The organism is uncultured Sphingomonas sp. (assembly GCF_964244265.1).
Lineage (GTDB): Bacteria > Pseudomonadota > Alphaproteobacteria > Sphingomonadales > Sphingomonadaceae > Sphingomonas.
On record NZ_CAXTHV010000013.1, the window covers coordinates 37,439 to 58,909 of the forward strand.

The 21,471-nt window shown below is 68.3% G+C and carries 21 protein-coding genes; 11 read left to right on the forward strand and 10 right to left on the reverse strand.

Features of this window, described 5'->3' with window-relative positions:
• The first annotated feature begins 52 nt into the window (after positions 1-52).
• Positions 53-2,545: a circularly permuted type 2 ATP-grasp protein gene (locus ACFE7K_RS07250; protein ID WP_375397510.1), complete on the forward strand. Its 2,493-nt coding sequence runs from the start codon at positions 53-55 to the stop codon at positions 2,543-2,545.
• A complete protein-coding gene (locus ACFE7K_RS07255) occupies positions 2,542-3,450 on the forward strand; it encodes a transglutaminase domain-containing protein (RefSeq protein WP_375397511.1) in 909 nt (302 codons plus the stop codon). The genes ACFE7K_RS07250 and ACFE7K_RS07255 overlap by 4 nt, the downstream gene beginning before the upstream one ends.
• 12 nt (positions 3,451-3,462) lie before the next feature.
• Here ACFE7K_RS07255 and ACFE7K_RS07260 read toward each other — a convergent pair whose 3' ends face one another.
• The gene (locus ACFE7K_RS07260; RefSeq protein ID WP_375397512.1) at positions 3,463-4,110 is read right to left on the reverse strand and encodes an SHOCT domain-containing protein; all 648 of its coding nucleotides are present in this window, start codon (positions 4,108-4,110) and stop codon (positions 3,463-3,465) included.
• Between the two features lie 118 nt (positions 4,111-4,228).
• On the opposite strand from ACFE7K_RS07260, the gene ACFE7K_RS07265 reads away from it, so the two are divergent.
• From ACFE7K_RS07265 to aroC, 5 genes are read left to right on the forward strand one after another with little or no spacing between them, the layout of a single operon-like run.
• Positions 4,229-5,158: a DnaJ C-terminal domain-containing protein gene (locus ACFE7K_RS07265; protein ID WP_375397513.1), complete on the forward strand. Its 930-nt coding sequence runs from the start codon at positions 4,229-4,231 to the stop codon at positions 5,156-5,158.
• Between the two features lie 6 nt (positions 5,159-5,164).
• Positions 5,165-6,115, forward strand: a complete 951-nt coding sequence (locus tag ACFE7K_RS07270; protein ID WP_375397514.1) for a YihY/virulence factor BrkB family protein — start codon at positions 5,165-5,167, stop codon at positions 6,113-6,115.
• 8 nt (positions 6,116-6,123) lie between these two features.
• Positions 6,124-6,915, forward strand: coding sequence for an enoyl-ACP reductase FabI (gene fabI, locus ACFE7K_RS07275; protein ID WP_375397552.1), 792 nt, complete (start codon positions 6,124-6,126; stop codon positions 6,913-6,915).
• A 25-nt stretch (positions 6,916-6,940) separates the two neighbouring features.
• Positions 6,941-7,279, forward strand: coding sequence for a hypothetical protein (locus ACFE7K_RS07280; protein ID WP_375397515.1), 339 nt, complete (start codon positions 6,941-6,943; stop codon positions 7,277-7,279).
• Positions 7,276-8,352 carry a chorismate synthase gene (gene aroC / locus ACFE7K_RS07285; protein ID WP_375397516.1) on the forward strand — a complete coding sequence of 359 codons (1,077 nt, stop codon included), beginning with the start codon at positions 7,276-7,278 and terminating at the stop codon, positions 8,350-8,352. The genes ACFE7K_RS07280 and aroC overlap by 4 nt, the downstream gene beginning before the upstream one ends.
• Positions 8,353-8,381: 29 nt before the next feature.
• On the opposite strand, the gene ACFE7K_RS07290 is transcribed toward aroC, so the two are convergent.
• Positions 8,382-8,738, reverse strand: coding sequence for a hypothetical protein (locus ACFE7K_RS07290; protein ID WP_375397517.1), 357 nt, complete (start codon positions 8,736-8,738; stop codon positions 8,382-8,384).
• 41 nt (positions 8,739-8,779) lie between these two features.
• Positions 8,780-10,069 carry an adenylosuccinate synthase gene (locus tag ACFE7K_RS07295; RefSeq protein WP_375397518.1) on the reverse strand — a complete coding sequence of 430 codons (1,290 nt, stop codon included), beginning with the start codon at positions 10,067-10,069 and terminating at the stop codon, positions 8,780-8,782.
• Positions 10,070-10,318: 249 nt separating this feature from the next.
• Between ACFE7K_RS07295 and ACFE7K_RS07300 the strand changes: the two genes are divergently transcribed.
• The gene (locus ACFE7K_RS07300) at positions 10,319-10,690 is read left to right on the forward strand and encodes a hypothetical protein (protein ID WP_375397519.1); all 372 of its coding nucleotides are present in this window, start codon (positions 10,319-10,321) and stop codon (positions 10,688-10,690) included.
• A gap of 71 nt (positions 10,691-10,761) precedes the next feature.
• Here ACFE7K_RS07300 and ACFE7K_RS07305 read toward each other — a convergent pair whose 3' ends face one another.
• From ACFE7K_RS07305 to ACFE7K_RS07315, 3 genes are all read right to left on the reverse strand, one after another.
• Complete coding sequence (locus ACFE7K_RS07305; RefSeq protein WP_375397520.1) at positions 10,762-11,868, reverse strand: ATP phosphoribosyltransferase regulatory subunit; 1,107 nt, start codon at positions 11,866-11,868, stop codon at positions 10,762-10,764.
• Between the two features lie 24 nt (positions 11,869-11,892).
• Positions 11,893-13,470, reverse strand: coding sequence for a phosphoglycerate dehydrogenase (serA, locus tag ACFE7K_RS07310; RefSeq protein ID WP_375397521.1), 1,578 nt, complete (start codon positions 13,468-13,470; stop codon positions 11,893-11,895).
• Between the two features lie 99 nt (positions 13,471-13,569).
• Complete coding sequence (locus ACFE7K_RS07315) at positions 13,570-14,724, reverse strand: phosphoserine transaminase (RefSeq protein ID WP_375397522.1); 1,155 nt, start codon at positions 14,722-14,724, stop codon at positions 13,570-13,572.
• Between the two features lie 161 nt (positions 14,725-14,885).
• On the opposite strand from ACFE7K_RS07315, the gene ACFE7K_RS07320 reads away from it, so the two are divergent.
• On the forward strand, positions 14,886-15,557 hold the full coding sequence (locus ACFE7K_RS07320) for an extensin family protein (RefSeq protein WP_375397523.1): 672 nt from the start codon (positions 14,886-14,888) through the stop codon (positions 15,555-15,557).
• A 58-nt stretch (positions 15,558-15,615) separates the two neighbouring features.
• Positions 15,616-16,500 carry an LOG family protein gene (locus ACFE7K_RS07325; protein ID WP_375397524.1) on the forward strand — a complete coding sequence of 295 codons (885 nt, stop codon included), beginning with the start codon at positions 15,616-15,618 and terminating at the stop codon, positions 16,498-16,500.
• A 72-nt stretch (positions 16,501-16,572) separates the two neighbouring features.
• Here the strand turns inward: ACFE7K_RS07325 and ACFE7K_RS07330 are convergent, their stop codons facing one another.
• Positions 16,573-17,292 carry a c-type cytochrome gene (locus ACFE7K_RS07330; protein ID WP_375397525.1) on the reverse strand — a complete coding sequence of 240 codons (720 nt, stop codon included), beginning with the start codon at positions 17,290-17,292 and terminating at the stop codon, positions 16,573-16,575.
• A gap of 105 nt (positions 17,293-17,397) precedes the next feature.
• Here ACFE7K_RS07330 and ACFE7K_RS07335 point away from each other — a divergent pair, with 105 nt between their 5' ends.
• The gene (locus ACFE7K_RS07335) at positions 17,398-18,315 is read left to right on the forward strand and encodes a prephenate dehydratase (RefSeq protein WP_375397526.1); all 918 of its coding nucleotides are present in this window, start codon (positions 17,398-17,400) and stop codon (positions 18,313-18,315) included.
• Here the strand turns inward: ACFE7K_RS07335 and nudC are convergent.
• Genes nudC through ACFE7K_RS07350 form a run of 3 tightly spaced genes read right to left on the reverse strand, consistent with a single transcriptional unit; the run spans position 18,293 to position 21,419 of the window.
• The gene (nudC, locus tag ACFE7K_RS07340; protein WP_375397527.1) at positions 18,293-19,162 is read right to left on the reverse strand and encodes an NAD(+) diphosphatase; all 870 of its coding nucleotides are present in this window, start codon (positions 19,160-19,162) and stop codon (positions 18,293-18,295) included. The genes ACFE7K_RS07335 and nudC overlap by 23 nt on opposite strands.
• Complete coding sequence (locus ACFE7K_RS07345; RefSeq protein ID WP_375397528.1) at positions 19,159-20,463, reverse strand: serine hydrolase domain-containing protein; 1,305 nt, start codon at positions 20,461-20,463, stop codon at positions 19,159-19,161. The genes nudC and ACFE7K_RS07345 overlap by 4 nt, the downstream gene beginning before the upstream one ends.
• On the reverse strand, positions 20,460-21,419 hold the full coding sequence (locus tag ACFE7K_RS07350; RefSeq protein ID WP_375397553.1) for an A/G-specific adenine glycosylase: 960 nt from the start codon (positions 21,417-21,419) through the stop codon (positions 20,460-20,462). The genes ACFE7K_RS07345 and ACFE7K_RS07350 overlap by 4 nt, the downstream gene beginning before the upstream one ends.
• Between the last annotated feature and the right edge of the window lie 52 nt (positions 21,420-21,471).

Sequence of the window (21,471 nt, forward strand, 5' to 3'; positions counted from 1 at the left end):
GCCTCGGCGGGTCGATTGTGGTCGAGTAACGACAGGGGGATACGCGTCGTCCATGGCCAGCCGCGCCGCCACCAAGCCGTTCGACATCACTGCCCGGGCCACCCGATGGATGGCCGATTATCGCGCGCGCGCCGCCGCCAGCGACATGCTGGTCGGGGGCGATACCGCCGCCTGGACCGCCGCGTTCGAGGAACTGGCAGGGGCCGCGGGCGACGACCTGAACCATGCCCGCGAACGGATGCAGCGTCGGGCGGCGGATATCGGCACGGGGTTTCGCCTGGGCGGCGAGAGCGAGGAACGGCCATGGCCGGTCTCACCCGTCCCGCTGTTGATCGCCAAGGCCCAATGGGACCGGATCGCCGCCGGCGTCGCGCAGCGCGCGCGGTTGATGGAGGCGATCCTCGGCGACCTCTACGATGCGGGGCACTTGATATCGAGCGGCGCGTTGCCCGCCGCGCTGGTCAACGGCAGCGAATTGTTCCTGCGGCCGATGGTCGGCCTGACGCCGCCGGGTGGGTATCATCTTCAATTCGTCGCGTTCGACCTGGGCCGGGGGCCGACCGGCGAATGGCGCGTGCTGGCCGACCATCTGCGCGCGCCGGCGGGCGCCGGTTATGCGCTGGAGAACCGGCTGGCGACCGCGCAGACGCTTAGCGGGTTGCAGGGGCGGCTCAATATCGAGCGGCACGCGCCGTTCTTCGCGGCGTTCCGCGAAGGGCTGGCGGCGCTGTGCCGGCGCGCCGAACCGCGCATCGGGCTGCTCACTCCCGGCCGATGGAATGCCAGCTATGCCGAACAGGCGCATCTGGCGCGCTATCTCGGCTTCCTTCTGGTCGAGGGCGCCGACCTCGCGGTGGTCGAGGATCGCTGCTATGTCCGCACCATCGCCGGGCTGAAGCGGATCGACGCGCTGTGGCGGCGGACCGATCCGCGCCTGCTCGATCCGCTGGCGCTCGATGCGCATTCGCGGATCGGCGTGCCCGGCCTGATCGATGCGTTCGCGGCGCACAACGTCCTGATCAGCAACGCGCCCGGCGCCGGCGTGCTGGAGGCGCCGGCGTTCCAGGCGTTCCTGCCCCGGCTGGCGACGCGGCTGTCGGGCGAGAGCCTGTTGCTGCCGTCGATCGCGACCTGGTGGTGCGGGCAGGACGGCGCACGCATCGAGGTTGCCGAGGCGATCGAATCGATGATGATCGGGCCGGCGTTCGGTGCGGCGCCGATCGGCCTGCCCGATGGCCGGGTGGTTGCCGGCGCCGAGCTGACGCCCGGGCAGCGCGACGTGCTGGTCGCCGATCTGCATCGGCGGCCGATGGATTATGTCGGTCAGGAGATCGTCCGCCTGTCGACCATGCCGGTCGTGCTCGAGGATGAACTGGCGGCACGGCCGTTCACGCTGCGGGTGTTCGCCGCGCGCGGCCCGGACGGCGACTGGACGGTGATGCCCGGCGGGTTTGCGCGGATCGGCGAGCATCCCGATCCGCGCGCGGCGGTGATGGGGGAGGGCATCTGGTCGTCCGATGTCGTCATCCACGGCCCGGATGCGGTGCCTTCGGTGTCGTTGCTGCACGCGACCGAGAGCCCGCAGATCCGCCGCAATCCGGGCACCCTGCCCAGCCGTGTCGCCGACAATTTCTATTGGCTGGGCCGCTATCTCGAGCGCGGCGAGGCGCAGCTGGCGCTGATCCGGGTGATGCTGGGCAACACGATCGACGCCGATGCCGGCGCCGCCTTGGGCGAAGCGACGATCAAGCGGCTGGTCGCCCTGGTCGTCGCCGGCGATGCGGCGCCCGCGCCCAAGCATCTGCGCCGCGCCGACCTGGTCGAGCTGGCCCGCACCGCGCTGGAGGCCGATCCGGCCGAGCCGGGCAATTGGTACAGCGTGCGCGCGATCAACCGCGCGGCGCGCACCATCGCCGGCGTCTCGCGCGACCGGCTGTCGGCGGACATGGTGCGCTTGCTCGACGCGCCGTTTCCGACCGAGGGCAGCCTGCTGGAGCGCGCCGGGTCGCTGCAGCGCCGCTATGCCGCGCTGACCGGGCTGTCGGCTGAGCATATGGGCCGCACCGCCGCCTGGCGGTTCCACGATCTGGGCCGGCGGGTCGAGCGCGCGGTCGCGACCGCGCGGCTCGTCCGGACGTTCGGGCTGGCGGGTGCCGGCGCCGACGATATGTCGACATTGCTCGACCTGGCCGACAGCCAGATCAGCTATCGCCAGCGCTATCTGACCGGGCTGGCGCGCGGGCCCGTGGTCGACCTGGTCGCGCTCGACCCCGGCAATCCGCGCGGCATCGCTTTCCAGGTCGCCCGGATCGATGCCCATCTGCAGCATCTGCCGGTACTCGACGACGACGGCCTGCCCGAGGCGCAACAGGTGCAGGCAGCCGCGCTGCGCGCGAAACTCGACACGACCGGTGCGGAGCAGATCGACGGCGCCCTCCTGAACGGCGTCGAAAGCCTGCTCGGCGGCCTGTCGGATGCGATCGCGCGCCGGTATTTCCTCCAGGGCGCCGAGCCGCTGCGCGCCAGCGGGATGACGCTGGCATGATCTATGACATCCGGCACGTCACGCGCTTCGACTATGGCCGGCCGGTCGCCTTTGCCCGCTGCAACCTCCGGCTGAAGCCGATCGACTGGCCGGGGCAGCGGACCGAACTTTACACGCTGACGGTGACCCCGTCCGGGCGGACCTTTCCCGCCCGGGCCGAGGCGGGGCTGGCCAACATAGTCCGGCTGGTCGTGACCGAGCCGGCGCGCACGCTGACGATCGACAGCGCGTCGCGGGTGGTCGTCGACCGCCCGGTGCCCGTCCCGCGCGCCGACGACCCCGTGCTGGGCCGGATCGCGGGGCTGGCGCGGGACAGTCGCGATGCGTCGCCGGCGGGGCCTTCGGCCTATATCTACCCCTCGCACCTGATCGCCCTCGATCGCGACATCGCCGACTGGTGTCGCGCCGATCTCGACCCCGACCGGCCGGTGCTGGAAGCGGGGATGGCGCTGGCGCGCAGGATCCAGCGCGAGTTCACCTTCGACGCCAAGGCCACGCTGGTCGATACGTCCCCGCGCGAGGCATTCCTGAAGCGGCGCGGCGTTTGCCAGGATTTGACCCAGATAATGATCACCGGGCTGCGCGCCGCGGGCATTCCAGCCGCTTACGCCTCGGGATATATCCGAACGCTCCCCCCCAAAAACAAACCCCGCCTGGTTGGCGCCGATGCGACCCATGCCTGGGTGCTGATGTGGTGCGGGCCGGAGCTCGGCTGGATCGGGCTCGATCCCACCAACGGCATCTGGATGGCCAATGATCACATCGTCATGGCGGTCGGCCGCGACTATGCGGAGATCGCGCCGATCGACGGCATCGTCCTGGGATCGGGTGCGCAGAAACTGGACGTCAGCGTGGATGTCGCGCCGCTTGCCTCCGGCCCGGCAACGCTGAATCGGAATGCCTGACCAGGCCCCGGATCACTGCACCACGCAGCGCTCGAAGGTAAGCGTCGCATCGCTGCCCTGAAGGCCATAAGCGCTCTGCGCGCAGCGGGCGATCACGGTGCGGCCGGTGATCGACTGGTCGAACCGGTCCTGTGCATCCATTACCGCGAATACCGGCATGTCGCCGACGTCGATCCGCGCGGTCGTGCCGCTGTCGCTGACCTTGTTGACCAGGGCCGAGATCAAGACCGAGCGGCCATAACGTGCCGTGGCACCGGCCTGGTCTGCCTTGTACGCCGCCAGAATCACGGGAACCGACACCGCCCCGCCGCCCGATGCGGCCAGGCTGCGGGTCGTGCCGTTGCCGCCCGCCGCGATCATACCGGGCTTGAGGGACGACAGGATGCGGCTGGTCGAGAAATCCATTCGCGCGAAATAATAAACGACGATGAACAGCACCACGAATACCGGGATCGCATAATTCCAGATCGTCGACTTGCGCGCCGCCGCGATCGGTGCCCCGGCCGGCGGCACTGGAGATGCCGCCGCGCTCATCGCCGCGACCGCGCCGCCCTCGCGCTGGAGCAGCAATGCCTTCTCCTTGTCGAATTCGGCCGGGGTGAGGATGCCCTGGTCCCGGAGGCCCGCCAGCCTGGTCAGCTCGTCCACGATGTCCGCCATGCCGCCCCTCCCCTCGCCGCGCGAGACTGGCACCCGCGGCGCGCCGGCGCAAGCTCGGGATTTGCGCTTCGCCGGCCGATCCCCCAAATAGCGCGCGAACAGGCAAGCCGGGACGAAGATGGCCGATCCGTATCAGACGTTGGGGGTGGCACGCGGCGCCGGCGAGGCGGACGTCAAGAAGGCATACCGCAAGCTCGCCAAGGAGCTTCATCCCGATCGCAACAAGGACAATCCCAATGCATCCGAGCGGTTCAGCCAGGTCACCCAGGCCTATGACCTGCTCAACGACAAGGACAAGCGCGCGCGGTTCGACCGCGGCGAGATCGACGCCGACGGCAACCCCGTCGCGCCGTTCGGCTTCGGCCCCGGCGCCGGGCCGCAGGGGGGCTTCCGTCCCGGCGGCGCGCAATTCGAGTCCGGCGAAGGCGGCGGCAATTTCGAGGACATCTTCTCGGGCCTGTTCGGCGGGCGGGGGGGCGGCAGCGGCGGCTTTGCCGGGAGTTTCGGCCGCCGGCCCGCGGCCAGGGGGGCGAACGTCGCCTATCGCCTGGCGGTCGATTTCGGCGATGCGGCGGTGCTTGCCGTACAACGCATCACGCTGGCCGACGGCAAGACGATCGACCTGAAACTGCCCGCCGGCGTGGAGACCGGCACGCAGATGCGGCTATCGGGCAAGGGCGAGCCGGGGCCGGGCGGCGCGGGCGATGCGATCGTCACGATCGAGGTCCAGCCGCACCGCTTCTTCACCCGCGACGGCGACGATGTCCGCATCGACCTGCCGGTCACGCTGGCCGAGGCGGTGCTGGGCGCCGGCGTCCGGGTGCCGACGGTCGAGGGCGCGGTGATGCTGACCATTCCGCGCGGCTCGACCTCGGGCAAGGTGCTGCGCCTTAAGGGTCGCGGCTTTCACCGCAAGAGCGGCGGGCGCGGCGACCAGCTGGTGACGTTGATGGTCGACATTCCCGGCGACGACGCGGCCCTGGTCGCCTTTGTCGAGGGTTGGAAAGACACCGAGCAGAGGAACCCGCGCGCCAACCTGGGCGTCTGATCCTCCGTGCCGGACATTTCGCCCCTTTCCCCCGAATCGCGTGGCGAACGCGGTATTCGCGAGCGCCACGGCAAACCCTGGTGGCAACGCTGGTGGATCGTCACCAAGCGCGTCGGCATCGGTGTCATGACCAACGGCTTCATGTATGCCGGCAACCTGGCCTATCTGGCGTTGCTGACGGTCTTCCCGTTCTTCATCCTGGCGGCGGCGATTGCGGCGATCTTCGGACAAAGCGGCGAGACGATCCGCGCGGTCGACTCCTTCCTGGTCACGCTGCCCCCCAATGTCGGCGATATCCTGCGCAAGCCGATCACCGACGTGCTGGCCGCGCGGACCGGCGGCACGCTGCTGTGGCTGGGCGCGCTGGTCGCCTTGTGGTCGGTGGCGAGTTTCGTAGAGACGATCCGCGACATCTTCCGCCGTGCCTATGGCGTCACCTTTACCAAGCCGTTCTGGCATTACCGGCTATGGTCGATGCTGGTGATCGTGGGATCGGTTATCGTCGCCTTGCTGTCGTTCCTGGTTCAGGGTCTGATGACCGCGATCGAGCAGTTCATCTATCGCCTGTTGCCGTTTGCGCAGGATGCCGCGGGATGGGTCGGCCTGTCGCGGCTGGTGCCCGGGCTGGTCATGTATGGCGCGCTGTACGTCCTGTTCCTGTCGGTGACACCCGCCAAATATCGCGTGAAAGGATGTCCGCGCTGGCCGGGCGCGGCATTCACGACGATCTGGTGGGTCGGCGCGACCGCCCTGTTGCCGTTGTTCCTGTCCAGCCTGGGATCGTACGACCTGACCTATGGCAGTCTGGCGGGGGTCATCGTGACCCTGCTGTTCTTCTACATCATCGGTCTTGGCATATCGATCGGCGCGCATTTGAACGCGGCACTAGCCGAACCCCAGGCGGACGACGTAAGGGACGGACGGCCGGAGGACGGACAGGAGGCGGTGGCGGCGTGAACGGATTGATGGCGGGCAAGCGGGGACTGATCATGGGCTTGGCCAACGACCGCTCGCTGGCTTGGGGGATCGCCAAGAAACTGAGCGAGGCGGGCGCCGAACTGGCCTTCAGCTATCAAGGCGAGGCGATCGAGAAAAGGGTCCGGCCATTGGCCGAGCAACTGGGCGTCGCGCGATTGTTCGAGTGCGACGTGGCGGACATGGCGGCGCTCGACGCCACCTTCGCCGCGCTGGCTGGCGAATGGCCGACGATCGACTTTGTCGTCCACGCCATCGGCTTTTCCGACAAGAGCCAGTTGCGCGGCCATTATTACGACACCACGCTCGATAATTTCCTGTTGACCATGAACATTTCGGCCTACAGCCTGGTCGCGGTCGCACAGCGCGCGCGGCGGCTGATGCCCGATGGCGGCGCGATCTTGACGTTGACCTATTACGGCGCGGAAAAGGTGATCCCGCACTATAACGTGATGGGCGTTGCCAAGGCTGCGCTGGAGACCAGCGTCAAATATCTGGCGGTCGACCTGGGGCCGGAGAACATCCGCATCAACGGCATCTCCGCCGGGCCGATCCAGACCCTGGCCGCGCGCGGCATCGGCGACTTCAATTACATCCTGAAATGGAACGAGCTGAATTCACCGCTGCGACGGACGGTGACGATCGAGGATGTCGGCGGCGCCGGCCTGTACCTGCTCAGCGACCTGGCGAGCGGGGTGACAGGCGAGATCCACCATGTCGATGCCGGCTATAACGTGATCGGCATGAAGGCGGAGGATGCGCCGGATATCGCGCTGGCGTAATCACAGAGCTTCGGGGGGAGGACAGATGAGTTGGACGGCGATCTACATCACGTTAGGCGTCGGGGTTTATGTCGCCGGATATCTGGCGGTCATCGCGATCCGCAATGGCGCAAACTGGCGGGAGGTGCTGGCGCCCACCGCGATGATCGCGCTGGCGCTGGCGATCGCCGTGATCATCCTTCAGGTCGAACAGGCATTGGTGCCGCAGATGCCCGGCTTTCTGGGTGACTGGCAGACCACGATCACGGTCGGGATCGCCGTTTTCGTCGCGATCGCCATTTGCCTGGGCATCGCGACGGTGTGGGGCAAGCTGACCGGCGCGCTGGAAGCGCGCCCGCCGACTACCGAGGTCCGTAGCGAATGAGCTGGAACAGCTTCGGCCACGTCCTGCGCTTCACCACCTGGGGCGAGTCGCACGGGCCGGCAATCGGGGCGGTGGTCGATGGCTGCCCGCCGGGTATCACGCTGTCCGAGGCCGATATCCAGCCGTTCCTCGACGCTCGCCGTCCCGGCCGGTCGCGCTTCACCACGCAACGGCAGGAGCCAGACGAGGTCCGCATCCTGTCCGGCATATTAGAGGGGCGGACAACCGGCACGCCGATCAGCCTGATCATCGACAATGTCGACCAGCGGTCAAAGGATTATTCGGAGGTCGCCGGCGCGTATCGCCCAGGCCATGCCGATTACGCCTATGATGCCAAATATGGCTTTCGCGACCATCGCGGCGGCGGGCGATCCTCCGCACGCGAGACGGCGGCGCGCGTCGCAGCGGGGGCGGTGGCGCGGTTGGTAATCCCCGAAGTGACGATCACCGCCTGGGTAGCGGCGATCGGCCGCGATGCGATCGATCCGGCGAAGTTCGACCTCGACGAGATCGGGCGCAACCCGTTCTTCTGCCCCGACGCCGATGCGGCGGTGCGCTGGGAAAAGCTGGTCGACGAGGCGCGCAAGGCGGGGTCTTCGCTGGGCGCGGTGGTCGCATGCGCGGCGACCGGGGTACCCGCCGGCTGGGGCGCGCCGATCTATGCCAAGCTCGACGCCGATCTAGCCGGCGCCGGGATGGGGATCAACGCAGTCAAGGGGGTCGAGATCGGCGACGGTTTCGCCGCCGCCGCGCTGACCGGCGAGCAGAATGCCGATGCCATGCGCCCGGGCGACCGCGATGGCGACGGCCCGTATTTCCTGGCCAACCATGCCGGCGGGATCGCCGGGGGCATCTCGACCGGGCAGCCGGTGACCCTGCGCGTCGCGTTCAAGCCGACCAGTTCGATCCTTACTCCGGTGCCGACGATCACCCGCGAGGGCAAAGCCGCCGATATCCGCACCAAGGGCCGCCACGACCCCTGCGTCGGCATTCGCGGTGTGCCGGTGGTCGCGGCCATGACCGCCTTGGTGCTGGCCGACCACAAGCTGCTCCATCGCGCCCAAATCGGTTGATCGACGACGAAGCGGTTGTTTTTACGGTCCTATTGCGGATATTTAACGCTGCTCAAGCCTTCCTTCCTCGTCCCTTCGGACAGGAGAGTTTTCATGAAGTTCGCCATTATCGCCGCTGCCTTGGCAGTCGGCACGTCGAGTGCTGTTATGGCGCAGACCACGCCCTCGACATCCACGCCGTCCACCAAGACACCTTCCACCGGCACACCGACGACCACCGATCCGTCGACCGCCACCGCGCCGGTCACGACGACTGATCCGAGCACTTCGACAACCACCGATACGACGACGACGGATACGTCGGCGACGCCGCCCATGACCCCCGATCCGTCCGCCACCACGTCAAGCACGACGTCGACCGATGGCACGACGGTCGATACGAGCACGACCGGCAAGACCAAGAAGAAGCGGAAGTAAGCGGGATCGGTCAGTCCGCGAACGGGTCGCGCACCAGGATGGTGTCGGCGCGTTCCGGGCTGGTCGACACCAGCGCCACCGGGCAACGGATCAGTTCCTCGATCCGGCGGATGTATTTGATGGCCTGCGCCGGCAATTCGGCCCAGCTGCGCGCGCCCGCCGTTGATTCCTGCCAGCCACGCATGCTTTCGTAGATCGGCTCGACTGCCGCCTGGTCCGCGGCATGCGAGGGGAAATAGTCGAGGCTCCTGTTGCCCAGCCGATAGCCGGTGCAGATCTTTACCTCGGCGAACCCGTCGAGCACGTCGATCTTGGTGAGCGCGATGCCGGTGATGCCGCCGACCGCCGCCGATTGCCGCAACAACACCGCATCGAACCAGCCGCACCGCCGCTTGCGCCCCGTTACGGTGCCGAACTCGTGACCGCGCTGTCCCAGCAATTGGCCGGTCGCATCTTCCAATTCGGTCGGGAACGGGCCTGACCCGACCCGCGTGGTATAGGCCTTGGCGATACCCAGAACGAAGCCGACCGCGCCCGGCCCGAGCCCCGAGCCCCCCGCCGCCGTGCCAGCGATCGTGTTCGACGAGGTGACAAACGGATAGGTGCCATGATCGACGTCGAGCAGCACGCCCTGCGCGCCCTCGAACAGGATGCGCCGCCCGCGTTCACGCGCCGCGTTGAGATCACGCCATACCGGCCTGGCGAACGGCAGCACGAAGCCCGCAATGCCGCGCAGTCCGGCAAGCAGCGCGTCGCGATCGATCAGGGCTTCGCCGAACCCGGCACGCAGCGCATCGTGATGCGCGGTCAGTCGGTCGAGCTGCGGCCCGAGATCGTCGAGATGCGCGAGATCGCAGACGCGGATCGCCCGCCTGCCCACCTTGTCCTCATAGGCTGGGCCGATGCCGCGCCGCGTCGTCCCGATCTTGCCCGCGCCGCTCGCATCCTCGCGCATGCCGTCGAGATCGCGGTGCACCGGCAGGATCAGCGCACAAGTGTCCGCGACCATCAGCGTGTCGGGGGTGATGACGATGCCCTGACCCGAAAGCTTTTCGACCTCCGCCTTCAGCGCCCAGGGATCGAGCACCACGCCGTTGCCGATGACCGACGGCGTGCCGCGCACGATGCCCGACGGCAGCAGCGACAGCTTGTAGGTGGTGCCGTCGACCACCAGGGTATGCCCGGCATTGTGCCCGCCCTGGAACCGCACGACGACATCGGCGCGTTCGGCGAGCCAGTCGACGATCTTGCCCTTGCCCTCATCGCCCCATTGCGCACCGATAACCGTTACGTTGGTCAAACCATATCCACCTTTGTGTATCGGCGTGCAGCCCTACCGAGGGAGCCGACGGGGATCCATGCCTATCCTTGCGTCCGGGCGGCGGGCCGCATTTTGGCGGCTTGCGTCCAGAAGCGGACCTTCACAACGTCGAGATGCGACAGCGAAAGCCGGGGGACATCCTTCTTCACTGTTTCCTCACCTCCTGCTCATGCCACCTGCATGGTCTTGTGCGAAGAGCGGGTCGAGGCTCTCATGGAAGGCGGGCAAATGACTGGATTGGGCGAACGGACGAACGGAGGCCGCGCCTACGGCTTGGGAGTTGCCGTCGCACTCACGACCTCGTTCCTGATCGTATGGACAACGATCGTTCGCGACGATGGCAACGGCATCGGATTTTTCATGCTGATCATGGCAGCGGCGGTAGGGGGGTTCTCCGCTTGGTTTCGGCCTGCCGGAATGGCGCGAACAATGCTGGGCATAGCGATCATGCAGGCATTGCTCGGCGTCGCCATGGCCACCGCGCCGTCGATCGCGAGCACGCCGCACGGCGCGGTCAAAATCCTGCTTTGTAGCGGCCTTTTCATGGCGCTGTGGCTGGTTTCGGCGGTCTGTTTTCGCGCTGCCGCGAAAGCCGATTAATCTAGACGCACTCTGGCGAACGTCCGCTAAACGCCAAGAAGCGAGCCGCCGGCCCGCGAAAGCATGACGCCCTAAATCGCCCGCGCCTCGCCCTCCACCAGCAGATGCGTGCACAATTGCGCCTCGGGCGTGTCGCCCGCCTCGAGCGCGGCGACGGTGACCCAGCCTTCGCCGCGCAACCGCGCCGCCAGCCCCGGATCGGTGCCGAGCGGCACGAAGAGGCGGCGTCGATCCTCGGGCACAAGGCCCGCGGCAAGGATCGCATCGATGTAGAGCGAGAAGCCTGTCGCCGCTTCCTCGGCGCCATTTTCGTGTACGACCATATAGGTGCCGCCGCGCCCGATCTCGCCGCGTACGCCCTGCGCGAACAGCGAAAAGCCGAGCCAGCTCTGGAACTCGAAGCCATGCCGCTCGGTCGGATCGAGCGTCAGTCCGACGCGTCCCTTGACCGCCTCGGCCACCGCCCACAGACCGTCGAGCCGGCTGGTCAGCGCGCCGCCGACGTCGAACCGGGACAGCCGGTCATGCGCTGCGGCGAACGGCCCGGCCGCCTCGATCAGCGGCAGGTAAGCGGGCGCGAGCGCCGCGACCCCGCCGGCATCCTTGGCATCCAGTCGCGCGGCCAGCGTTTCCAGGTCCGTGCCGGCAAGCGGCAACGGCCCGGCGGCGAGCGTCGCGACCAGGTCCGGCAGCGTGAAATCGATCGACACGCTGCCGATTCCCGCCGCCTCCAGCACCTCCACCGCGACCGTCACCACCTCGCGCGCGGCGGCGATCGTATCCAGCCCGATCAGCTCGCATCCGGCCTGACGCCGTTCGCGCCGGGGATCCAGGTCGGACGCGCGCAGCCGCAGCACCGGCCCGGCATAGCTCAGCCGTACCGGACGCGGATGGTGGCCCATCCGCGTCGCCGCGATCCGGCCGACCTGCGCGGTGATGTCGGGGCGGATTGCCAGCGTACGCTGCGACACCGGATCGACGAAGCGCACCGCATCTATCCGGCGCGCGGCCTTCAGTCGGCCGGCCAGAGCGTCCTCGAATTCGGCCAGCGGGGGATCGACGCGTTCATAGCCGTGCAGCCGCGCGGCATCGAGCACGGCACGCTCCAGCTGTGCTGCCGCGTCCGCCACCGGCGGCAGGCGATCACGAAAGCCGGCGGGGAGCAAAGCATGGGTCACGGATATCGCCTTACCCGTTCACCGTCAGAACGACAGCCCCGTCGCGGTCTTCACGCCGGCCAGCCCGCGCACCCTGGCGATCAGCGTCGGCGTCACCGCGTCATCGACCGACAGCAACAACACCGCCTCGCCCCCGGCGCTGCGCCGGCCAAGGTGGAAGGTCCCGATATTGACACCCTGTTCGCCCAGCAGCGTGCCGAGCCGGCCGATGAATCCCGGCGCATCCTCGTTGACGACATAGAGCATGTGCCCTGCCAGGTCGGCCTCGACCTTGATCCCCAACAGCTCGACCAGCCGCGGCGCCTGATCGCCGAACAGCGTGCCCGCCACCGACCGGTCGCCGGCCGCGGTCTTCACCGTCACGCGGACCAGCGTGTGGTAATCGCCCTCGCGGTCGTGCCGCACCTCGCGCACGTCGATGCCGCGCTCCTTGGCGAGGAACGGCGCGTTGACCATGTTCACCGTGTCCGAATGGACCCGCATCATGCCCGACAGCACTGCCGAGGTGACCGGCTTCTGGTTGAGCAGCGCCGCGGCGCCCTCGACCTCGATGGCCACGCCGGAAAGCCCACCATGCGCGAGCTGGCCGACCAGGCTGCCGAGCTTTTCGGCGAGCGCCATGTACGGCTTCAGCTTGGGCGCCTCCTCGGCCGACAGCGACGGCACGTTGAGCGCGTTGGTGATGCCGCCGGATACCAGATAGTCGGCCATCTGTTCGGCAACCTGGATCGCGACGTTGACCTGTGCCTCGTTGGTCGAGGCGCCGAGATGCGGGGTCGAGATGAAGTTGGGCGTGCCGAACAGCGGCGATTCCCTGGCCGGCTCGGTCACGAACACGTCGAGCGCGGCGCCGCCGATATGCCCCGCCTCCAGCCCGGCCTTCAACGCGGTTTCGTCGATCAGCCCGCCGCGGGCGCAATTGACGATGCGCACCCCCTTCTTGGTCTTGGCGAGGTTCTCCGCCGACAGGATGTTGCGCGTCTGGTCGGTCAGCGGGGTGTGCAGCGTGATGAAATCGGCGCGCGCGAGAAGGTCGTCCAGGTCGACCTTCTCGACCCCCATCTCGATCGCGCGGTCGGGCGACAGGAACGGATCATAGGCGATCACCTTCATCCGCAGGCCCAGCGCCCGGTCGGCGACGATCGAGCCGATATTGCCTGCGCCGATCAGCCCGAGCGTCTTCGACGTCACCTCCACACCCATGAAACGATTCTTCTCCCACTTGCCGGCCTGGGTCGACTTGTCCGCTTCGGGCAGGTCGCGGGCGAGCGCGAAGATCAGCGCGATGGCGTGTTCGGCGGTGGTGATCGAATTGCCGAACGGCGTGTTCATGACGACCACGCCCTTGGCGCTCGCGGCGGGGATGTCGATATTGTCGACGCCGATCCCGGCACGGCCAATGACCTTTAGGTTGGCGGCGCGGTCGAGAATCGCCTTGGTCACCTTGGTCGAACTGCGGATCGCTAGACCGTCATAGTCGCCGATGATCGCCATCAACTCTTCGGGCGTCTTGCCGGTGATCTCGTCGACCTCGACCCCGCGCTCGCGAAAGATCTGCGTGGCCTTGGGGTCCATCTTGTCGCTGATGAGAACTTTGGGCATTTTGAGCCTTTCGTCGCCCCGGCGAATGTCGGGGCCGCTATGTTGGATGGGTGCGCTCCGTTACAGAGCGGTCCCCGGCCTACGCCGGGACAACGTGATTCAGGCGATTTTGGCCATCGCATAGGCCCAGTCGAGCCAGGGCCCGAGCGCTTCGATGTCGGCGGTGTCTACCGTCGCGCCGCACCAGATGCGCAGACCCGGCGGCGCGTCGCGATAGCCGGCGATGTCATAGGCTGCTTCCTCGGCTTCGAGCAGCGACGCCATCTTCTTGATCAGCGCCTCGTCGGCGCCGACAACGGTCAGGCAGACGCTGGTCTTCGATCGCGATGCCGGATCGGCGGCGAGATGCCCCAGCCAGTGACGCTCGGCGACGATCCGGTCGAGCGCTGCGGCATTGGCGTCCGACCGCGCGATCAGCCCGCCTGCCCCCAGCGCGCGGGCCCATTCCAGGCTGAAAATCGCATCCTCGACCGCCAGCATCGACGGCGTGTTGATCGTTTCGCCCTTGAAAATGCCCTCGGCCAGCTTGCCCTTCGCGGTCAGACGGAAGACCTTGGGCAATGGCCAGGCGGGCGTGTAGCTTTCCAGCCGCTCGACCGCGCGCGGGCCGAGGATCAGCACGCCGTGCGCGCCCTCGCCGCCCAGCACCTTCTGCCACGAAAAGGTCGCGACATCGATCCGATCCCAGGGCAGGTCATAGGCAAACACGCCTGACGTGGCGTCGGCGAAGCTCAGCCCCTCGCGGTCGTCGGGAATCCAGTGGCCATCGGGCACGCGCACGCCGCTGGTCGTGCCGTTCCAGGTAAACAATACGTCGGTCGACCAGTCGACTCGCGCCAGGTCGGGCAACCGTCCGTAATCGGCGCGGATCACGACGGGGTCGATCTTCAGTTGCTTGACCGCGTCGGTCACCCAGCCTTCGCCGAAGCTTTCCCACGCCAGTGTCGTAACGGGTCGCGCGCCCAGCATCGTCCACATCGCCATCTCGAACGCGCCGGTGTCCGAACCGGGAACGATGCCGATGCGGTGCGTATCGGGCAGATCGAGCAGATCACGCATCAGGTCGAGGCAATATTGCAGGCGCTGCTTGCCGAGTTTCGAGCGATGCGACCGGCCGAGGCTGGCGGTGGCGAGCCTGTCGGGTGTCCAGCCGGGCGGCTTGGCGCACGGACCACTGGAAAAATAGGGGCGAGCCGGTCGGGTGGCGGGCTTGACGGGCGCACCCATGGCGGGCGCGGTCGCGAGATCAGTCATGTCAGTCTCTCCTTGCAGAGAGCGCGCGCGGCGTTGGGACCGCGTGGCCCGTTGGCGGCCCTAAATGTTTTCCGGGCTGCGTCAACCCGTCGGTGCGGGGACCGCCGGCCCGGCTACAGGGTAAACCGCCGTTAACCTTCGCCGGTCCATGATCGCTGGCGATGCGCCCGCCCGTCCATCCGTCGATCGTCCTGCCGCTGCTGCTCGCCGGCTGCGTCTTCGGCGGCGAGCGCGATACCAGGCCGCCACCGGTGCGACCGATGGGATCGCGGCCGATCACCCTCAACTTGCCGACCAGCCGCGAAACGCAAACATGCTATGCCGACCTCGCGCGCGAAGACGTCCGATACTCGCCGCTGCCCGATCGCGATTTCGGCGGCGGCTGCATGGTGATCGGCGCGGTCCAGCTGATCGACATCGGCGTGCCGGTCACCAACCTGACGGCGATGCGCTGCGGGCTGGCGCGTGCGTTCGTCGGCTGGACGCGCAACGCGGTCGCGCCCGCCGCCTTCCAGATCCTCGGCAGCCGGCTGGTCAAGATCGAGAGCATGGGCACCTATGCGTGCCGCGCCGTGGCCGGCTCGCCGACCGGAAGACTGTCGGGCCACGCGCTGGCCAATGCCGTCGACATATCGGGATTCGTGCTGGAGGACGGCCGCCGCATCACGATCGCCGGCGGCTGGAATTCGGCCGACGACGGCATCCGGCGGTTCCTGCGCATCATCCATGATTCGGCCTGCAAAAGGTTCGGCACCGTTCTCAGCCCCGAATACAATGCGGCGCACCACGATCATTTGCACCTGGAGGACGACGGCAAGAATTTCTGTCGCTAGCCGATGGCGGGCGACGTCACCCTAGGCCCACCCTCCGCTTTGGACTACAGCGCGCGAAATGACCGATACCAAAGTACCGTCGCGGGTCTTCGCGCGCGCCAGCCAGGACGCCGCGAGCGCCAAGGCCGGCATCAACACCCCGCAAACCGAAAACCCCGCCTATCGCCTGGCGTTCCAGGACCTGGATTTCCTGTTGCGCGAGGATCTGCGCCCGATCCGCTTCCAGCTCGAATTGCTGAAGCCGCAACTGATCCTGAGCGAAGCAGGCATCGCCTCCACCTTCGTGATGTACGGGTCGGCGCGCATCCCCGAACCGGCCAAGGCGCAGGCGTTGCTCGATCTGGCCACCGACGAAACCGGGCGCCGGGTCGCCGAGCGGCTGGTCGCCAAGTCGAAATATTATGATATCGCGCGCCGGTTGGCAGGGCTGGCCGCCGCCTTCCCGCGCGACGCCGCGGGCAAGCGTCATTTCGTCGTCTGTTCGGGCGGTGGACCCTCGATCATGGAGGCGGCCAATCGCGGGGCGGCGGAGGCAGGAGCGGACACGATCGGGCTCAACATCGTCCTGCCCCACGAACAGGCGCCCAATCCTTATGTCACGCCCTCATTGAGCCTGCAGTTTCACTATTTCGCGCTGCGCAAGATGCATTTCCTGCTTCACGCACGCGCCCTGGCGGCGTTTCCGGGCGGTTTCGGCACGTTCGACGAATTCTTTGAGCTCCTGACGCTGATCCAGACCGGCAAGATCGCGCCGATCCCGGTGCTGCTTTATGGCCGCGAATTCTGGGAACGAGTGGTCGATTTCCAGGCGTTGTGCGACGAGGGCGTGGTCAGCCCCAAGGACCTCGATATCTTCACCTATTGCGAGACCGCCGAGGAAGGCTGGGCACACGTCCAGGATTTCTACCGCGACCGCGAAGTTGCCGTCCCCTCCACCGACTAAAAGGCTGCGCAGGGCGGCACCGCACGAAACTCGCTCTATCGCGAGTTTCCGAACGGAGCCCAAGAGCGCCGGTCACTTGGTCGCGGCGGGAGCCTTGGCGCCCTCGATAGCGGCCTGCGGGTCCTTTGACGGCGCGCCGATCGCCGGCGATCCGACGGTGGCCGCGCCCTTGTCCGGCGCGATGGGCGCGGTGCCGTCGCCGCCAGTCTTGCCGGCGGGTCCGGCCGGGCCACCGGTGCCGGGCTTGGCCCCGGCGGCGGCGGCGGCGGGGGGCGGGGGCAGCGGGATGTTCGACCCCTGGCTGTTGAGATAGACGATCACGTTCGCGCGATCCTGCGCGCTGGACAGCCCGGCAAAGGTCATCTTGGTGCCCGGCGCGTATTTGCGAGGGCTGGTCAGCCAGGCGCTGAGTGAATCAAAATCCCACTTGCCGCTTTTTGCCTTCAGCGCATCCGAGAAGGCGAATCCGGCCTTGCCCTGGGCAATCGCCTCGCCCACCGTCCCGTAGAGGTTGGGGCCGATGCCATTGGCGCCTCCCTGGTCGACCGTGTGGCAGGCGGCGCATTTCTTGAACACATCCGCGCCCTTGGCCGGGTCGGCGGCGCCGAGCAACGTGGCGATCGGCACTTCGGCGGCAGCGGTATCGCCGCCCTCCTCGGCGGCTTCGACCGGATACCCCTCCTTTGCGGGCTTCTCGCCGTCATAGATCATGCCGCCGACGATCGTGAGCCCGAGCGCGGCACCGCATCCGGCCAGCACCCATCCCGCGATCGTATTGGTGCGATTTTCCATCTTTCGGCAATGTCCCTGGTGGCTTGATGATCCCATAGTAAGCGCAAACGCAGGGCACAAGCGCGGTTGATCGCCGTAGCCACCCCCTCTAAGCGGCGCGTTCCGATGGAGAACTTCGCCGCTCCCGCCCGCCCGATCGTCGCGGCGATGGTCACCGCCGCCGCCGCCGAACCCGAACGCGCCGTCGCGTTCCAGGGCGCGCCCGGCGCCAACAGCCATATCGCCGTGGTGGAGGCCTTTCCCCATGGACTGCCAATGCCGTGCTTCAGCTTCGAAGACGCGATCGACGCGGTGAAGGACGGACGCGCCGATTGCGCGGTCATCCCGATCGAGAATTCTCTCCACGGGCGCGTCGCCGACATGCATTTCCTGCTGCCCGAATCAGGGCTGGCGATCACCGGCGAGCATTTCCTGCACATCCGCTATGCGCTGATGGGGCTGGCCCGGGTCGACACGATCCGCCAGGCGATGAGCCATCCCCAGGCGCTGGGCCAGTGCCGCCACTGGCTGCGCGCGCACGGGATTGCGCCGGTCACCTATCCGGACACCGCCGGCGCGGCGGCGGTCGTCGCCGAACGGCGCGACCCCGCGGTCGCCGCGCTGGCCCCGCCCGCGGCGGCGGCGATCTATGGCCTCGACATCGTCGCCGCCGACATCGCCGATGCCGACCACAATACGACCCGGTTCGTGACGCTGGCGCGCGGCGGTCGCCCGCTGGTCGGTGACGGCCCCTTCATGACGACGCTGATCTTCGAAGTCAGGAACGTTCCCGCCGCCTTGTACAAGGCGATGGGCGGCTTTGCCACCAGCGGGGTCAACATGACCAAGCTGGAAAGCTATCAGCGCGGCGCGAGCTTTGCCGCCACCGAATTCTACGCCGACGTCGAGGGCCGCCCGGGCGAGCCCGGCTTCGACCGGGCGATCGAAGAACTGGGTTTCCATACCAAATGGCTGCGCCTGCTCGGCACGTATCCCCAGGCCAGGCGCCGCGGCCGAGAGGCTATGCCTTCACCCAGGCGCTGAGCAAGGTGTGGGCGATCGCATAAGGCGGCGGGCACAGGAACGGCGCGTCGGGGTCGCCCGCCAGCGCGGCGCGGACGCCGGCGCGATCGACCCATTTGGCATCCTGCAGCTCATTGGCGTCTAGCGTCAACGTATCGTCGCCCGCTTGGGCGACGCAGGCGATCATCAGCTGCGACGGGAACGGCCACGGCTGGCTGGCGACATAGCGCACGGCGGTGACGCGCACGCCGGCCTCCTCCGCTATCTCGCGGGCGACGGCCTCCTCGATCGATTCGCCGGGCTCGACAAAGCCGGCCAGTGCCGAATAGCGCCCCGGCGGCCAATGCGGCCCACGCCCGACCAGGGCCCGGCCGCTATGTTCGGCGATCATGATGACGACCGGATCGGTGCGCGGAAAATGCTCGGCCCCGCAACCGGGGCAGTGCCGCGCCCAGCCGGCGCGGATCATGTCGGTGGCATGCCCGCAATTGGCGCAGAACCGGTGCCGCGCGTGCCAATCGAGCACGCTGCGCGCCGCGGCATAGGTCGCCGCTTCGTCGGGCCGAAGCTCGTCAAGCGCGCGGTTGAGCCACGACGACCTGGCCGGGGGCGCCCGCATCCCCTCGACATAGGCCGCAAAGCGCGGGCTTCCCTGATCCAGGCCGAGCAGCACCAGCCGGGCATCGTCGGGCGCGTCGCCCAGGCTGGTCCAGCCCAGCCGGCCCCGGGCATCCACGTCCGGATCGAAGCCATCGAGCTTGAGCAGCCGCGCGCCCGGATCGGCCGCCGCCTCGGCCAGCGCCGCCGGATCATGGCGCAGGCAGTCGGCCCGATCCAGCGTCGAGCCGGTGAAGCCCGGGCGGATCACCGCGTGCTTCGCGGGGCCAGGTCGGCGGCGAGCGCCCGGATTGTCTGGTCGCGCACCGGCCATTGCGTCGCCGGAAGATAATTGACCATGATAGTGCCCCTGAGCTTCCTGACCGCATTGACCCAGGCGTGGGTGCCCGCGGCGCCGCCCCAGGCATAGGTGCCCGCGCCGAACGCATTGTTCGCGTCCTTCAGGATCACCGCGCCGCCCGCGCCGTAACCCATTTGCGGGCCGGCGACGCCGCCGGTCTCGCCCGGCACGCTGGTGAACCGCACGCCCGGGGGGAGCAGGTCGGACATGGCGAGCCGCGCCGTTTCGGGCCGCATGATGGTGACGCCGTCCAGTGTTCCCAGGTCCTGGAGCATATGCAGAAACCGGTCGTAATCGCGCGCCGACATGACCAGCCCGGCGCCGCCATAGGGGAAGCTGGGCGGCTGGAGGAACACCGAGGTCGCGCCGGGATCGATCGGGATGCGGCGTCCGGCGACAAAGCTGTACGTCGTCGCCAGCCGGCCGGCGGCACCCCCGGGGACCGTCCAATAGCTCGATTTCATCCCCAGCGGATCGAAGATGCGGCGCTGGACGAAGGCGTCGAACGGCATGCCCCCGGCCTTCTCGATCACCGCCGCCAGCACGTCCAGGCCCATCGAATAGCGCCAGGTCGTCCCCGGATCGGCGACCAGCGGCACGCCGGCGACGCGGCGCGCGAATTCCTGGAGACTGGTTGGGCGCAACTGACGCATGCGCGTTTCCATCGCGACGTTGAACGCGCCGGGCAGGAGGCCCTTTGATTCATAGAGCCTCAGCAGCGGCCCGGTGGTGATGATGTTGTATCCCAGGCCGGCGGTGTGGGTCAGCAGGTGGCGGATCGTGATCGGCCGGAGGGCGGGGCGGCTGTCGATCGTATTGGGGTTGAGCTGGACGCGCATCTCCTTGAATTCGGGAATGAAGTCGCTGACCGGCTGGTCGAGGCGCATCCTTCCCTGCTCGATCAGGATCATCGCTGCCATCGCGGTCACCGGCTTGGTCATCGAATAGACGCGCCACAGGCTGTCGGGGCCGGCGGCGGGCGCATCGCCCTCGTCGGCAATACGCCCCGCGGAGACGAACACGGTCGGCCGGTCGCCGGCGCCGAACGCGCCGACGATGCCCGGCATCTTGTCGTCGGCGACGTACGAAGAGAACAGCGCCTGCGTCGCGGGCAGCGCGGTTGCCGTCGCCGCCGGTCGCGCGGGCGCAGCGGCCAGGGCCAGCGCCACCAACATTCCGGCGGCCGTCGCCAATCCGACAAGACGCATCATCGATCCTCTCCCATCGCCCTGGCCGCCTTGGCGAACACCGTAGGCAAGCCCGCCTCGTCCAGCGAGTCCGCCGGCCACCACTCGCCATCGGGCACGTCGCTCTGCCGGTCGATATGCGTGGCCGCAAGCGCGAGTTGCAGACGGAAGTGCGTGAAGACATGCTCGACCCGCGCATCGACCATGCGCCAGGCGGCGGCGATCGGCGACGCCGCCAGCCCGGGCGGCGAGTCGGCCCACGGCCCGGTTGGCAGCGCGCGCATGCCGCCGAGCAGCCCGCGCGGCGGTCGGCGGACGAGGAGGATATGCGCGTCCGCCACCGCCCAGAATATCGTGCCGTGGCGGACGGGCTTGGGCGCCTTGACGGGCTTGACCGGATAGGTGCCCTGGTCACCTGAGGCCGCCGCGCCGCAATCGGCGAGGAGCGGGCAGGACAGGCAGCGCGGCGTGCGCGGGGTACAGATCGTCGCGCCGAGGTCCATCATCGCCTGCGCGAAATCGCCGGCGCGTCGGGGCGGGGTCAGCATGGCGGCTGCCTCGCGCACGCCACCCGGCGATGCCAGGCGGAACAGCCGCGAGACGACGCGTTCGACATTCGCGTCGATCACCGTGGCACCGGCCCCGAACGCGATCGCCGCGATGGCGGCGGCGGTATAGTCGCCAATGCCCGGCAGCGCGCGCAGCCCGGCCTCGCTGGCGGGAAAGCCGCCCCGCGCCGCGACCAGCCGCGCGGTGGCGACCAGGTTGCGCGCCCGGGCGTAATAACCGAGCCCCGCCCAGGCGGCCATCACCTCCGCCGCGTCGGCCGCCGCCAGCGCCTCGACCGTCGGCCAGCGTTCGACCCAGACCACGAAGCGCGGCGCGACCGTCGCTACCGTGGTCTGCTGGAGCATCACCTCCGACAGCCAGACGCGATACGGATCGGGCCGCGCGCCCGGCGCGGCACGCCATGGCAACATCCGGGCATGCGTATCGTACCAGGCGAGCAGCGCCGCCGCGACGCCGGGCGCG

Bases quoted from the DNA above. Each gene is read 5' to 3' on its own strand.
- ACFE7K_RS07250 (WP_375397510.1), top strand. From the start codon at position 53: ATGGCCAGCCGCGCCGCCACCAAGCCGTTCGACATCACTGCCCGGGCC.
- fabI (WP_375397552.1), top strand. From the start codon at position 6,124: ATGGCGGGCAAGCGGGGACTGATCATGGGCTTGGCCAACGACCGCTCG.
- ACFE7K_RS07345 (WP_375397528.1), bottom strand. From the start codon at position 20,463: ATGATGCGTCTTGTCGGATTGGCGACGGCCGCCGGAATGTTGGTGGCG.
- serA (WP_375397521.1), bottom strand. From the start codon at position 13,470: ATGCCCAAAGTTCTCATCAGCGACAAGATGGACCCCAAGGCCACGCAG.
- ACFE7K_RS07265 (WP_375397513.1), top strand. From the start codon at position 4,229: ATGGCCGATCCGTATCAGACGTTGGGGGTGGCACGCGGCGCCGGCGAG.
- ACFE7K_RS07325 (WP_375397524.1), top strand. From the start codon at position 15,616: ATGACCGATACCAAAGTACCGTCGCGGGTCTTCGCGCGCGCCAGCCAG.
- ACFE7K_RS07255 (WP_375397511.1), top strand. From the start codon at position 2,542: ATGATCTATGACATCCGGCACGTCACGCGCTTCGACTATGGCCGGCCG.
- ACFE7K_RS07315 (WP_375397522.1), bottom strand. From the start codon at position 14,724: ATGACTGATCTCGCGACCGCGCCCGCCATGGGTGCGCCCGTCAAGCCC.
- ACFE7K_RS07280 (WP_375397515.1), top strand. From the start codon at position 6,941: ATGAGTTGGACGGCGATCTACATCACGTTAGGCGTCGGGGTTTATGTC.
- ACFE7K_RS07320 (WP_375397523.1), top strand. From the start codon at position 14,886: ATGCGCCCGCCCGTCCATCCGTCGATCGTCCTGCCGCTGCTGCTCGCC.
- ACFE7K_RS07335 (WP_375397526.1), top strand. From the start codon at position 17,398: ATGGAGAACTTCGCCGCTCCCGCCCGCCCGATCGTCGCGGCGATGGTC.
- ACFE7K_RS07350 (WP_375397553.1), bottom strand. From the start codon at position 21,419: ATGTTGCCATGGCGTGCCGCGCCGGGCGCGCGGCCCGATCCGTATCGC.
- ACFE7K_RS07260 (WP_375397512.1), bottom strand. From the start codon at position 4,110: ATGGCGGACATCGTGGACGAGCTGACCAGGCTGGCGGGCCTCCGGGAC.
- ACFE7K_RS07330 (WP_375397525.1), bottom strand. From the start codon at position 17,292: ATGGAAAATCGCACCAATACGATCGCGGGATGGGTGCTGGCCGGATGC.
- aroC (WP_375397516.1), top strand. From the start codon at position 7,276: ATGAGCTGGAACAGCTTCGGCCACGTCCTGCGCTTCACCACCTGGGGC.
- ACFE7K_RS07300 (WP_375397519.1), top strand. From the start codon at position 10,319: ATGACTGGATTGGGCGAACGGACGAACGGAGGCCGCGCCTACGGCTTG.